At 56.5% G+C, this 13439-nt stretch carries 14 protein-coding genes, 1 tRNA gene and 1 pseudogene; 6 read left to right on the top strand and 10 right to left on the bottom strand.

All coding sequences use genetic code 11. The features are described 5' to 3' along the window. The first annotated feature begins 1 nt into the window (after position 1). Complete coding sequence (locus PO881_RS11325) at positions 2–637, top strand: DUF4286 family protein (protein ID WP_280171782.1); 636 nt, start codon at positions 2–4, stop codon at positions 635–637. After that, positions 630–1943 (top strand): MFS transporter, encoded by a 1314-nt coding sequence (locus PO881_RS11330; RefSeq protein ID WP_137385988.1) that lies wholly within the window; start codon positions 630–632, stop codon positions 1941–1943. The genes PO881_RS11325 and PO881_RS11330 overlap by 8 nt, the downstream gene beginning before the upstream one ends. 74 nt (positions 1944–2017) lie before the next feature. Here PO881_RS11330 and PO881_RS11335 read toward each other — a convergent pair whose 3' ends face one another. After that, complete coding sequence (locus PO881_RS11335; RefSeq protein ID WP_101764092.1) at positions 2018–2221, bottom strand: hypothetical protein; 204 nt, start codon at positions 2219–2221, stop codon at positions 2018–2020. A gap of 61 nt (positions 2222–2282) precedes the next feature. Next, positions 2283–2876: a TetR/AcrR family transcriptional regulator gene (locus tag PO881_RS11340; RefSeq protein ID WP_277973711.1), complete on the bottom strand. Its 594-nt coding sequence runs from the start codon at positions 2874–2876 to the stop codon at positions 2283–2285. Between the two features lie 331 nt (positions 2877–3207). Here PO881_RS11340 and PO881_RS11345 point away from each other — a divergent pair, with 331 nt between their 5' ends. Next, positions 3208–3417, top strand: a complete 210-nt coding sequence (locus PO881_RS11345; protein WP_007892931.1) for a CsbD family protein — start codon at positions 3208–3210, stop codon at positions 3415–3417. A gap of 43 nt (positions 3418–3460) precedes the next feature. Here PO881_RS11345 and PO881_RS11350 read toward each other — a convergent pair whose 3' ends face one another. Further along, positions 3461–3739, bottom strand: a complete 279-nt coding sequence (locus PO881_RS11350; RefSeq protein WP_101764090.1) for a hypothetical protein — start codon at positions 3737–3739, stop codon at positions 3461–3463. Positions 3740–3961: 222 nt separating this feature from the next. Then, positions 3962–4078 (bottom strand): annotated as a pseudogene (locus PO881_RS11355) (Bcr/CflA family drug resistance efflux transporter); the annotation flags it as partial. 244 nt (positions 4079–4322) lie between these two features. Here PO881_RS11355 and PO881_RS11360 point away from each other — a divergent pair. Next, entirely contained in the window at positions 4323–5303 is a 981-nt protein-coding gene (locus PO881_RS11360; RefSeq protein ID WP_280171783.1) for a helix-turn-helix domain-containing protein, read from the top strand. Between the two features lie 78 nt (positions 5304–5381). Beyond that, on the top strand, positions 5382–6392 hold the full coding sequence (gap, locus tag PO881_RS11365; protein ID WP_280171784.1) for a type I glyceraldehyde-3-phosphate dehydrogenase: 1011 nt from the start codon (positions 5382–5384) through the stop codon (positions 6390–6392). 38 nt (positions 6393–6430) lie between these two features. Here gap and phoA read toward each other — a convergent pair whose 3' ends face one another. Further along, positions 6431–7837, bottom strand: coding sequence for an alkaline phosphatase (phoA, locus tag PO881_RS11370; RefSeq protein ID WP_110866367.1), 1407 nt, complete (start codon positions 7835–7837; stop codon positions 6431–6433). Between the two features lie 244 nt (positions 7838–8081). Here phoA and PO881_RS11375 point away from each other — a divergent pair. Beyond that, positions 8082–8169: transfer RNA gene (locus PO881_RS11375), tRNA-Ser, on the top strand. A gap of 117 nt (positions 8170–8286) precedes the next feature. On the opposite strand, the gene PO881_RS11380 is transcribed toward PO881_RS11375, so the two are convergent. From PO881_RS11380 to tssF, 5 genes are read right to left on the bottom strand one after another with little or no spacing between them, the layout of a single operon-like run. Beyond that, positions 8287–9636 (bottom strand): VasL domain-containing protein, encoded by a 1350-nt coding sequence (locus PO881_RS11380; protein ID WP_280171785.1) that lies wholly within the window; start codon positions 9634–9636, stop codon positions 8287–8289. 36 nt (positions 9637–9672) lie between these two features. After that, entirely contained in the window at positions 9673–10113 is a 441-nt protein-coding gene (gene tssE, locus PO881_RS11385) for a type VI secretion system baseplate subunit TssE (RefSeq protein WP_192411649.1), read from the bottom strand. A 2-nt stretch (positions 10114–10115) separates the two neighbouring features. After that, the gene (gene tssJ, locus PO881_RS11390; protein WP_192411648.1) at positions 10116–10649 is read right to left on the bottom strand and encodes a type VI secretion system lipoprotein TssJ; all 534 of its coding nucleotides are present in this window, start codon (positions 10647–10649) and stop codon (positions 10116–10118) included. Then, positions 10624–11721 (bottom strand): type VI secretion system baseplate subunit TssG, encoded by a 1098-nt coding sequence (gene tssG / locus PO881_RS11395; RefSeq protein ID WP_277973715.1) that lies wholly within the window; start codon positions 11719–11721, stop codon positions 10624–10626. The genes tssJ and tssG overlap by 26 nt, the downstream gene beginning before the upstream one ends. After that, positions 11676–13439, bottom strand: a complete 1764-nt coding sequence (gene tssF, locus PO881_RS11400) for a type VI secretion system baseplate subunit TssF (protein ID WP_277973716.1) — start codon at positions 13437–13439, stop codon at positions 11676–11678. The genes tssG and tssF overlap by 46 nt, the downstream gene beginning before the upstream one ends.

A 13439-nucleotide genomic window follows, 5' to 3' on the forward strand; every position in this document is an offset into this window, starting at 1 on the left:
CATGACTCAACCCCACGGCATGCTGTTTGTCGCCACCAATATCGATGCTGTAGATGAAGCGGATTTCAACCAATGGTACGACCACGAACACGTTGAAGAGCGCGTGGCCATCAGCGGCTTTCTTAGCGGCACGCGTTATCAGGCGGTGGATGCCGAACGCAAATACCTCGGCCTGTATGAAACCTCATCGCTGGAAGCCTTTACCAGTGCGGATTATCACGCCGCCTTCACGCGCCAGACCGAATGGTCGGTGAAGAACCTCAACAAAATGGTCAATCCGATGCGCCGCGTCTGCGCCATCTCGCATCAGCATGGACAAGGCACCGGTAGCCATCTGGCGGTGCTGACCTTAAAAGCGGGTACAGATGTTGCATCGCTGGGCAGCTGGCAAAGCAGCGTGCAGCAAACGCCCGGCTATATCGCCTCACGTTTACTGACGCCTGACACCACGCTGAGCTCGCCGCTGCCACGGGAAACCAGCGCAACGCGACCAATGCATCCGATGCTGCTGCTGACCTGCCGCGACGCCCAGGTGTGTAAAACCCTCGCCGCCGATGCCGCGCAGGCACTCAACGCGGACGTACAGCTCTACTCCCTCAGCTGGCAGTTAACCCAACAGGAGATGGCTCATGGCTAATACCGATTCAACCTTGCCGCACGCGTCAGGCGCGCGCGCCAGCCACAGCAAAACCGGTCGCCTCGCGGCGGCCAGCTCCATCGGTACCGCGCTGGAGTGGTATGACTTCACGGTCTACAACATCATGGCGGCGCTGGTGTTTAACCACGTGTTTTTCCCCAGCTTCGATCCGCTGGTCGGGACTATTTTGGCGTTTTCCACCTATGCGGTCGGCTACATTTCCCGTCCGGTGGGCGGCTTTATCTTTGGTCATCTCGGCGATGTCGCCGGGCGTAAAGCAGTATTGATCACCACCCTGGTGATTATGGGCGTCACCACCGCGCTGATGGGCCTGCTGCCTGGCTATGCGGTGTGGGGCATCTGGAGTCCGGTGCTGTTGGTGGCCTTGCGCTTTATTCAGGGTATTGCATTAGGCGGCGAATGGGCCGGTGCAGTGTTGCTGTCGATGGAGCATGGCGATGCCGACAAGCGTGGCCGTAACGCCTCGTTTGCGCAGGTAGGTCCCTCGTGCGGTACCTTGATTGGTACCGGATTTATCACGCTGGTAACGGTTGCGTTGAGCGGCGAGCAGTTTCAGGAGTGGGGATGGCGCATTCCATTCCTGCTGAGTCTGCTGCTGGTGATGTTTGGCTTATGGCTGCGTCGCGGCGTAGAAGAGACGCCAACCTTTGTCGCGATGCAGCAGGCGGAGAAAACCACGCATACGCCGCTGAAAGAGGTGTTTGTTCGCTATCCGCGTGAGCTACTGATCGCTGGCGGTTCACGTATCGGCTCCGACGTTTTGTACGCGTTGGTGGTGGTGTTTACCCTCACCTACGTCACCACCGTGCTGCAACTGCCGCGTCCGCTGGCGTTAATGGCCACTATGCTCGGCGCAATTGGCAATGCGATTACGGTGCCGATGTTTGGTGCGCTCTCCGACAAGCTCGGCCGTCGTCCGGTTTACATTGCCGGTGCGCTGCTGGCAATCGTTTGGTCGTTTGTGTTCTTTGTGCTGCTGGATAGCTCACAGCCGGTGCTGATTGTGCTGGCGGTCATTGGCGGCTTGCTGATTCATGCGGTGATGTACGGACCGCAGGCGGCGTTTGTCACCGAACAGTTCCCCAGCCACGTGCGCTACGCCGGATCGTCACTGGCTTACACGCTGGCGGGTATCATTGGCGGTGGCTTTGCGCCCCTGATCATTACGACCTTGTATAAAGAGATGGGCAGCACGCTGTGGGTATCGCTGTATGTCAGCCTGGCGTTGCTGATCACGCTGTTTGCGCTGTGGAAGGCGAAAGAGACCGCGCATCGCCCGCTTTAATCAGAGAGGTGTTTGGCGAGGGATTGCCAGACTTCAGCAGAGGAGAACAACAAGGCGCGGCACGCGCGACCCTATTAATGCAGTTTTTTCGCCAGGATACGAATGGCTTTCTCGCAGGCGACTTTAGTTTTGCTGTCGGTGGAGCGCAAACTTAGGCGATACAACGCGCCTATGAGTTCCTGAACGGTAAGCGCTTCATCAGGACGCAGGATACGTGTCACTACCCTGCCCACCAATGCGCGAATCTCTTCCGTAATATCTGAATCTTCGTCTTTCACTTGCCCTCCGTCTTTACGCTTCGCTTATTTAGGAAGTATCCGACTCCTAATTAGACAAATTTTAGTCCAGCAGCTTCATAACTAACTTGATGGTCTCTGGTTCATCTTTTACATCGGTGATCTTGCCCACAACGCGCATGCCAAAGGCGATGCAGAGGATCAATCCCGCGGCGGTGTCCACATCCAGATTGGGCGTCACTGAGCCATCTTCCTGGCCCAGTTTGAGCAGCGAGGCGAGGAAGTTTTTATTACGAATGACCGCTTCACTCACCAGTTGCGAAAGATCGTCATCCAGCACCTGCAGCTCTACCGCGCTGCCCACCACTAAACAGCCGGTGCGACCTTCCACCGCCCGCGCGGAATCAAGGTAAAACTGCAGCAGCTCGCCGAGCTTCTCGCGGCCGCTGGTGAACTGTGCCAGACGCTGGCGCAGATCGGCATTACGCACCGAAAGATAGCGTTCAAACACCAGCAGAAACAAGCTGCGTTTATCTTTAAAAGCCTTGTAGATGCTGCCCGCTGTCAACCCCATCGCTTCGCCCAGATCGTTAAGTGAAGCCGCATGAAACCCCTTCTGACGAAAAACAATCATGGCTTTGTCCAGAGCCTGTTCGATATCGAACTCTCTTGGGCGGCCACGTTCTCTGCTTTTCATGTCGGTGGGTTGCGTTTTACTCATACGGATGGCATCAGGGAATGCGGGTTTCCAAAAGTTGACGGAAATGTCTTATCGGCGGTTACTATATCGCAACCCACCCTTGCCTGTATAGCCGGGAAAAAATAATGCCTTACAGAGCAAAGAGTTAGTGAATCACTTTTGGCTATTAACGGTTTTTTTCTCCACGCTGGCTCACACAATCGCAAATTTATGAGTCAGCTCACAGCTCAGGCAAGCAAAGCGCAAATCCTGTGCCAGGATTAATTCACCCGCTGGCATCAGGCCAGCGAAGGGCAGCACACAGTCACCACGAAATAGGGAGATCAACATGAACGAAGATCGTATTAGCGGCAACTGGAAGCAGTTCAAAGGGAAAGTGAAGGAAAAATGGGGCGACCTGACCGATGATGACATGACCGTGGTTGAAGGAAAACGCGATCAGCTGGTCGGCAAAATCCAGGAACGCTACGGTTATGAAAAAGACCGTGCGGAAAAAGAAGTTAAAGAGTGGGAAGATTCGAATAAGTACCGCTGGTAACGCCGCGCCGTTATGCCGGACAACTTTGTCCGGCATACAGCGATCAGTGCTGTGTTGAGTCATCCGCCGAAACGTTTTTCGCTCTAAAGCTCATCACGTTCTCTTCCGATTGTTCAACCTTGTCGGCTGTGCTGCTGTTCGTCACCAGCTCTAAAGCCAGTCTGGCGATCCGTACCTCTTCCGCCGTCACACCCGCATGTATCATCTTCTCTAATTGCGCGAGCAGCGTGGTACGCGAAACCGGCGCATCCTGGTTAAATAATTCCATCACCGCATCACCAATCGCGATGTCGCATAACTGTTTGTCATTACTGTTTTTCATGGGCTCTCTGTAATCGTCTCAACCAACCCTGGCCGGAGGATCCTGACGTGGCTGAGCATACCCACTGAGAAAAAAACGTCAAATACAAAAAAATGTCGATGCAATCGAAAATGCTTCGACATACAACGCTTGCGGCAGCTGAACGTCACGCCGCAAACGTTAGTCTGGCTTAGCCGCCAACCCGCTCCTGCAGAGCAGCAGGATAACGTTCAACAATCACTCTGTAAGTTCCGCATCGCCGTGCAGCTCGCGCGCCATGATCGGCATGGCGGGCAGATAGATATCCGTGGAAAACGAAGTGATCACCATTAACCCACTCAGAATGAGGATAAACGGCAAACCACTCGACTTGACGGTAAAGGATTACGTACGCATTGAGGCGTGATCCATGTTGAATTCCAGCGAGATCGAATTCATCCATGTTAGCGGATGTGATTGTGAAGATAATGGCGTGAAATGACGTTGCGCCAGGGAGGAAAATCATTAATCAAAGTTGCCGCATATCGTGATCTGCTATGCCTGGAAATAATCCAGATGCCATGAGACACTCTGGCTCATCCTGTCAAAATATCTATTTCACGCCATGAAAACCTTTCTGATTATTGTGCCCGACGGCGGCATGCTGTTTGAAGCGGCGGGTATCGCCGATATCCTGATGCGCGCCAATCAGCATCTGCCGGTTGGCGTCGATCAGCAGCGCTATCGCGTCAGCCTCGCCACCACCCAATCGCATCAGGTGATCCATGGCCAATCCGGCCTCAATCTATTAGCCGACCTCAAACTGGCCGATCTCGATCCGCGCACTGCGTGGGACACCATCATGATCACCGGGCGAGGCGACAGCGTGGAAGAAGGCAATATGGTGGTCGATTTCATCAAGCTGGCGGCTCCGCAGGCGCGTCGCGTGGTGTCGGTATGTGGCGGCGCGATGCTGCTGGCGGAATCCGGCTTGCTGGCAGGTCGCCGCGCCACCACGCACTGGCGCTTGCTCGATACCTTGCAATCGCGCTATCCAGCGATTCAGGTGGAAGGCGGTCCGCTGTTTATTCAGGACGGACCGATCTGGACCTCCGGCGGCGTCAGCTCGGGCTTTGACCTGACATTAGCGCTGGTGGAAGAGGATTTCGGCTTTAGCGTGGCGCGTGATATTGCGCAGGACATGGTGATGTATCTGCGCCGTCCCGGCGGACAGATGCAGTTCAGCCGTTTTCATCTGCAGACGCCGAGCGGCATTGGCCCGATCGCTGAACTGCAGCGCTGGATCCGCGCCAACCTCGCCGAAGATCTCTCAGTCGAGAAACTGGCGGAGCGCGTCGCCATGAGCCCGCGCAACTTTACCCGCGTGTTCACCCGTGAAACCGGCGCGCCGCCCGCGCACTATGTGGCCGAAGCGCGTCTCGCCGCCGCGCGTGAACAGCTGGAGCAAAGCAACGACACGCTGGATCGCATCGCGCAACAGACCGGCTTTGGTAGCAGCATCAATTTACGCCGCAGCTTTGAGCGTCAGCTCCATCTCACGCCGGGCGAATATCGCCAGCGCTTCCACTGCCGGAAATTGGCGTAAAGTGATCCTTTTTTGGCGTTTACGCCATCACACCATCGGCTTAGAGTGACTCCAGCATCTTCGGAAAAGGAGTCAATCATGACTAAGATCGGCATTAACGGCTTTGGCCGTATCGGACGTAACGTTTTTCGTGCAGCGCTGGGCAGCGATGATATTGAAATCGTCGCCATCAACGATCTCACCGACAGTAAAACCCTCGCGCATCTGTTGAAACACGACTCCCTGCTCGGCAGGTTACCGGCGGAAGTGGAAGCCGGTGAAGGCGAATTACGCATTGATGGCAAAGCGGTGCGCGTGTTTAGCGAGCGCGATCCGGCGAATATTCGCTGGCGCGATGTCGGCGTGGATATCGTGATTGAAGCCACCGGCTTCTTCACCGAACGCGACAAAGCCGCAGTGCACATCACCAGCGGTGGCGCGAAACGCGTGATTATCTCCGCGCCGGGCAAGAACGATGACCTGACAATTGTGCTGGGCGTGAACGATCAACGTTACGATCCGCAGCAGCACTTTGTGGTGAGTAACGGCAGCTGCACCACCAACGGCTTAGCGCCAGCGGCGGCAGTGCTGCACCAGGCGTTTGGTATCGAGCACGGTTTAATGAACACCACGCATGCTTATACCAACAGCCAGGTGCTGCACGATCAGCCGGAGAAAGATCTGCGCGGTGCGCGGGCGGCGGCGTTGTCGATTGTGCCTTACTCAAGCGGGGCGGCGAAGGCGCTCGGTCGGGTGATTCCGGAGCTGGAGGGTCGATTGACCGGCTATTCCCTGCGCGTGCCGGTGCCGGTGGTGTCGATTGTGGATTTGACCGTAACGCTGAAACGCGACGTGACCGCAGAAGAGGTGAATGACGCGTTTAAAGCCGCGGCGGCAGAAGGTCCGCTGCAGGGTATTCTCGGATACAGCGACGAGCCGCTGGTATCAAGCGATTATCAGGGCGATGCCCGTTCATCGATTATTGATGGGCTTTCGACGCTGGTGATTGGCGGTAATCTGGTGAAGATCCTTGCCTGGTACGATAACGAATGGGGCTTCTCCAATCGTCTGGTGGATTTAGCGCGGTTGATGGTAAAACGCGGGTTGTAAGGTATAACGGTCGCCGTTAATGGCGACCGTTATCCTGGCTACTTCAACCCCATCGCATCCTTCAGGGTAAAGAACAGATCGGTCTGATCGGTCAAGCCCACCACGTTAGCCGCATGCGGGCCGTACGCCGCAATGCGCACCTGCGTGCCGGTGTGTTCCTGCGAATCCTCTTCTGAATTGCCGTAGCTGATGGTCATCACCGCGCCATCTTTGGTATTCACCGCTTGCGTCAGACCCGGCGCTTTGGTGCCATTCTCCACGATCTGGCTGCTGTGCGCGTGGTCGGCGGTCACCACCACCAGCGTGTCGCCATGTTCGCGCGCAAAGGCCAGCGCCTGCTGCACCGCTTCATCCAGATCAACGGTTTCACCAATCTGACCGCATGGATTGGCCGCATGATCCTGCTTATCAATTGACGCGCCTTCCACCTGCAGGAAGAAGCCTTTCTCATTAGTGCTTAGCAGATCGATGGCTTTTTTGGTCATCTGCGCCAGCGTCGGTACCGAAGCGGGACGCTCTTTATTCACTTCACAGGTCACCACCGGCTTATCAATGTTGCCGTGATAGCTGGCTTTCGGTCCCTGCCAGCGCACCGGCATATTGCCGTCGGCAAACAGGCCAAGCACCGGTTTACTCTGGTCGGCCTGCTGAATGGCGTTCATGCCATCGAGATTATCAACCCACTGATAACCCAGCGCCTGTGCCTGTTCGCGCAGGGTTTTACCCTGATACTCGCCAGCTTTGGCGGTTTCGCCGAAGGATTTTGCGCCGCCGCCCAGCGTGACGTCCGCACGGGTTTTTAGCATCTGCTCGGTAATCGATCCTTTACCGCCCTGCTCCAGCGCGTTAGTCGGGCACAATTCGCTGGTTTTCTCCGGGCCGTAGCATTTGCGCGAAGTGACGTGGGCGATCAACGCTGCTGGCGTGGCATCCTGCAGTTCAGCAGTGGAAACGTTGCCGGTGGCTTTACCGGCGGCTTTCGCCAGCTCAAGAATCGTTACCTGATCTTTGCCGTTCACGTCGACGCCAATCGCACCGTTATAGGATTTGGTGCCGGTGGCCCACGCGGTGGCCGACGCGGCGGAATCCGTCACGTAATTCGGCTTGTGGGTTTTCTTATCCAGTGAATAGTGCGTGTATTGACCGGTGAGCGGCAACGCATCAAGGCCGGGGAAGAAACCGCCTGCACCCCGCGCCTGATTACGCGCGGCGGTGATTTCCGAATCTCCCATGCCGTCACCAATCAGCAGAATCACGTTTTTCGCGGTGCTATTGCTTAATGACGCTCTTAGCGCTTCGGTCTGGTCGCCAGTGAGACGACGCGCGCCGCCGTGCTCGGTGACATCGCCGGTAGCAGCGCGGGAATAGTGTGCATCGTCTGCCACTGCTGATGTCGCGATCAGAGAAGCCAGCAGCGTAACCGTAAAGAGAGGTATCTGTTTCATTTATAAGCATCCTTTTCCATAGATATAACCAAATGTTTCCGCGGACAAGTCTGCGACAGTGCGGTGACATTTTTGTGACAGAGAGGGAATGATTTGATGACAGAATCGCCATGATGAGCAGGCCAACGGCAATACGCTCAGAGCTTAAGCGAATAGAACAAAAGGAGAAAATAGCGCTTGACCCTTTTCAGCGATCTCCCTATAGTAGCGCCCCGTTGACCCAGCGCGGTTGACAAAAAAATGTGGTGAGGTGTCCGAGTGGCTGAAGGAGCACGCCTGGAAAGTGTGTATACGGCAACGTATCGGGGGTTCGAATCCCCCTCTCACCGCCACATTCTAAAGAAGAGCCTGAACGAAAGTTCAGGCTTTTTTTTGCCTGTTTTCTGCGAGGGGGATTCAAACCCCCGCAGAGTTTGATAGCTGCGAATACCGGTTGGCTGCGGATTTTGCTATTCCTGCTCTTTTGACGATGTAGCTATCGTTTGGTAACTGGCGATAAGCTGCTTCAGGTGCATTTCCGCTTGTGTTAACTGATTCTGTGTAGCGTCATCGTCCGATTGCTGCAACACGCGCAGTTCCTCTTCCAGTGGCACCGTTCCGTTGAACGCCTGCGTCATATTGTAGACCGCTGTTTTCAGTTCGCTCACCGTCAGATATTTGCCGCGCTTCTCGTCAAGTCCATTCAGGCGCTGCGACAACGTGTTGAGCTGCTCCATGCCCTGTTGCCATCCCTGCATTTTATCTGCTGGCATTGCTGCCGCTTTAAGCTGCTTGTTCCAGCGTGCGCTCATCGTTTTAACCCCATCCGAATCAGGCAACAACAGGCTGGCCTGCATTACCAGCGCATTACCGAGCTGCAGATTCCAGTCCGGCGATACGTTTTGTAGCCGGTTCAATTGCTGCTGTGTTTGCTCCAGCCATGCCGTTTCGTTTAGCCATTCGGCGGAATTCGCCTGCAGCTCAGCCATCATTTCCGGTGTGAGAGGCGCAGGAAGTGGTGATATTGAAGCCAGTAATGCTTGCTGCAACGGAGATTCCTGCTTAGTTTTTTGCACAACCAAATAGCTTATAGCGGCGATAAGTGACACGCTCAGCAGCGTCGCGCCCACGCCATTGATAAATGCCCGACGCCGCAGCCGCCGCAAATCGGGTGCAGGCGCACCCGGAGAAGGAACGTACACCCAGCCGCTGACTTCTGCACTTGCTAACGTCAGTGCGGGCTTCTCAATCGGAACGACTTCAGGCAGCTTAGCCAAGGCATCAGGCTTAGATACTTCGCAGTGTTCCAGCATCCCCACCGCACTGCGAATGCGGTCCAGCAGCGGATCAATCTGACTAAGCTGACGCAGTTCAAGACGTTGCAGATGATCGCCGGCTTCGCTGAGCAAGCGCGCCGCCTGGCTCAGCGCCGTCAAGTCTGCATCGGTTATCGTTTGAGTACGCAGGAATTGCTGCAACCGACGACTCAGTCCCGCCAGCAGTTCGATACGTGAATGTGCCGGTTGCGGCCATAACGTCGGCCAATCGCGGGTAATCAATGCTACTAGCACCGCCAGGCCTTCCGTTATACCTGCCGTTCCTGCCGTGTTCGCGCGCGATAGCGTGTACCAGACCGCACTTTGCAGCTCGACACCGTTTTTTTCGAACAGCGTTAAACAGAGCATGGAGACGTGCGGCCAATCGACATCCGGACGCGCCGGATGCGTGAGTTTCTGCATTTCCTGGCGCAACGCGGCATATTCGGCAAACGCACGTGGATCGCCGCCGGTTTTAACGTAGCGAGGTTGAGATGAAGTCATTGCTGTGTTCCGAAAAGCCTTAATCAGGCAAAAAAATTAAACAGATGCCCTGGCATCCAGATATTGCTGCTGTTTCATGTGACGGATCATCACGCGCCCTTCCGGCATAAATTCGGTGCCGAAGCGCACCAGTCCTACTTCCTTTAACTCGGCATCAATCGCGTAGCGCAATTCGCCGGGCTGCGTTTGCTCCAACATCACAATGTCAACCCGCTTCAGACGCGGCTCATATTTCAGTAGCACGCCGGAAAGTGTGTGCATCAACTGGTGCGCGGTGCCGGGCATGCCCTGCAGGATGCGCGTCATATCCGGCAGGCCGTAATCCGGCAGGTGCGCCAGCGAACCGGCGCGGCTGTTGAGAATGCGCTGCATGTTATCCAGCACCGACAAAATCACTTGGTTCTCTTCGCCAACACGTTCCAGCTCCAGATCACCTTCAAAATTGCCGTACAGAATGTCGTAAAGTGAAGGTGTCATGATTACTCCTTCTTCACGGCCAGCAACGTCAACGTACCGTCGCCCAGTTCAATAATGCGCGCCTTGTCGGGATCGAGGTCGTCACGCGTTAGCACCAGCCGCCATTTCTCATTCTGCTGGTCCGGTGACAAAAACATGCCCGCTACTGCGACAAACTTTGCATTCTCTTCCATCGGCACATCAATACTCACTGACTCGCCGGGACGCACGCTCACCGATTTCTCCGCCACTAAATCGGTCTTCAGCGCCTGGCTGTCGGCGGCCAGCAGCGATGGATAGTCCGAGCTGTCGAACGCTTTACGATCCTTCAACTGCCAGACGCGCACCACGGTTGTCAGCGCTGCGCCCTGAGCATTGCGGTTAACACCTTCGCGCGCGACAAAGTCGAGGTGCAGCGTTTTAATCTGTTTGTAGAAAATGGCTCTGGTCATCGAAACAGTGCCGTCCGACACTTTCTGCGTCAGTCCGCATCCGCTGACGGCCAGCGCGAATATTATAGGGAGCAGGGTTTTACCAGCGGTAATCGCCTTCTTCATCGGTCTCAATCCTTGATGTGTTGACCCGGACGCGCTCATAGCGGCCGAGCTGAATAGTAATAACGTCATCTCTTTTAGAATGTGATGCGCTCAACTGGGGCAGCACGGCAGTGCGTCCCAGCAGCACTGCATCAGCTTCACGGCAGCTTAGCTGTGCATCGGGTAGCAGGCTGCGCTCCACGCATAGCTCCAGTCGCGCATCGAGCTTTGCTCCGAGGTAAACGTGCAGCATCGCCATAAAATCACCGTGCAGTTGTCCACCCGGCAGCCAGCCGCTGACTTCGTCGCGATTGCGCGTGAACAGCCGAATCAGCACCTGGCCGTTGACGTCGGTGGCGTGCGTGCCCATCACCGGGCGATTCTTCATGCTCACCGGCTTACGTACACTCATCGCCAGGACGTTTCGCTGCTCAATGCGGCGCGGCTCCCAAGGCTTTATCTCCGCTCGCGTATCCGGCGCCAGCAGGGTGACCAGCGAACTCACACCCTCACCGGTGCGCCCCGGCAGCAACATCACTGGCAGAAGCGCCAGGAAACGCGATACCGGCGTGGCGACGTTTTCTGCACAGCCTTTAATGCCGAGTCCGGCCAGTCCCAGCAAATACTGCGAGGTATTATCGCGACCGCCTTCTGCGAAGGTTGCCGGATAGGAATACTTGCGCCAGATACGATAGAACTGGGTGGTCAGGCGATGATTAAAGATATCGAGAAAATCCTGCATCGCCTCATGGCCATCGCGGCGCAGAGCGATGTCATCGATATAGCGCGTTGGCAACGGCGATTCGGTGCCGTACAGCCCCATAAAGTTGACGCGCACAGTCGGCGGCAAACCGGGACGGGCAGGATTTTCATAGCCGCGGATTTCGCCCGCCGGAAAGCCCATGCCCGGATGCGGACGGAAGCGTACCGGTTCATGGCGCACCTGCCAGCCGCTGCCGGGCACTGGCGCGTCGGGATCGCTTTGCTCAAGCAGCTGGCAGAAGCGGTAAAAGTTCATGTACGGCAGCCGGTCACCCAGCTGCGCAATTAGCCGGGCAGGCGCTGGCTGTGATTCTCTTTCCACCGGATGCATTTTCCTTCTGGCCGGATGATGAGGGAGAGCTGAATGAACTGATTCATGTCGGCGTAAAGTGACAGGAAGCGGTTGAGCATCTCGCCGAACAGGTTGATGTCACCGTCACCGGTGAAGCCATTGCTGTCCAACGTGATTTCCACTTCGAGACCACGCAGCAGATAACCGTTTTCAAAGCGCTGCAGACGGTGATGCTGCACGTCAAGAATGGCGTCGAGCTTGCGGTTACACAGCTCGTCATCCTGCCAGTTGTAGAGCGCAAGCGTGCCGCGTAGCACTTCTGCACTGCTCATCATATTGATGAAGCCAGAGCCGAGATGGCTCAGCACGCGCCAGTGAAAGCGATCTTCTGCCGGTGGATAAGCGGGCAGCGTTGGACGACACAGGTTGCGCACCGTTACCGGCGTCTGTAATACCTGTTCGCAGCGATCCAGCAGCGTGCTCTGCAGCGCCCGGCGCGGTAGCTGACCGTTAGTGCCGGTGATGCGCAGCGACAGCGTATCTTTGGCCAGCTCCTGCCCCGCTTCCCATTGCTGGCCGCCGAGAATGAGCCAGGTATCGTGTAGCCCGCTCACGCCTTTACGCACGCGGGTATGGAAGTAGCGCTCAGGTGCCTGTCGACGCATCATGCCGCCCTTGTGGCGGAAACTCGAGAACGGCACGTAATCTGCGCTGCCGCCAATGCCCGAACCGTTAACCGCATCCACCGCGTAGATTTCGGTATGGCCGTCCTGCAGTCGCTTCGGACGAAGCAGGTATTCGCTCTCCAGTCCGCTCACCGTCAGCGGATCGGCCTCCAGCGTGAACAGGTTGATCACCGGCACACAGTGCAGCCGCAGAGACTCATCCGTCACTGGCAGATCGCTCTGCCACTGCGCGCTAAACACCACCTCAATATCGAAATATGCAAGGCCCGGCGGCAGCGTGATTTTCTCCAGCCCGTTGAGATGAACAAAGCGGAATTTCTCCGGGAAGGTGAAGTATTCGAGCAGCAGCTGATAGCCACTGAAGGCGCTGTCGCCCTTAGGCCACAGCCGGTCATCGTCGCCAAATCCGCCGGGGCTGAACCAGCCGTCGAGCCGCGCACGCTCTTCCTGACCCGCAAGGCGGATATACAACGCCGCCTGGCGACGCGTCAGCATCTGGTGCAGCGCGTTACTGAACGGTACGTCTTCACCCAGCCAGAAGCGTAGGCGGCTCAGGTCGGTCTGATTCCAGTCAGCCTGACCGCTGCTGTTGATGCGGATGCGCAGCAGCGAACGCCCATCCGGCTCGGTTGCCATTGTCACGCCAGCGACTTCCAGCGGATTCAGCGTTAGCGCCTGCGTGGTGCGGTAGCGGCATACGGTATTTTTCGGGCCAACCGGACGCGAATAGACCTCCAGTCCGGCTGGCGCCACCTCCGCCATTTTCATTTTTGGCAGGTCTGGTGTCAGCGCCACCACCGACAGCGACGGAATGGTGCGCAAGTAGTGCGGCCACAGCATGCTGACCAGCCCTTCAGTCAGTTCCGGCAGATCGTCATCAATTTTCTGACGCAGGCGACCGACGGAAAAGGCAAAGCCCTCCAGCAGACGTTCAACAAACGGGTCCGGCGCGCCAGCGCGATCAAGGTTAAGCATCGCAGCGCGATCGGGATGCGTGGCGGCAAATTCTTTCGCGGCATCACGCAGGTAGCGCATTTCGGTATCGTAATAGCGCAGGGTGAGATCTTTCAT

Origin of the sequence: Pantoea sp. SS70, from assembly GCF_029866845.1 — a bacterium.
GTDB lineage: Bacteria > Pseudomonadota > Gammaproteobacteria > Enterobacterales > Enterobacteriaceae > Pantoea > Pantoea leporis.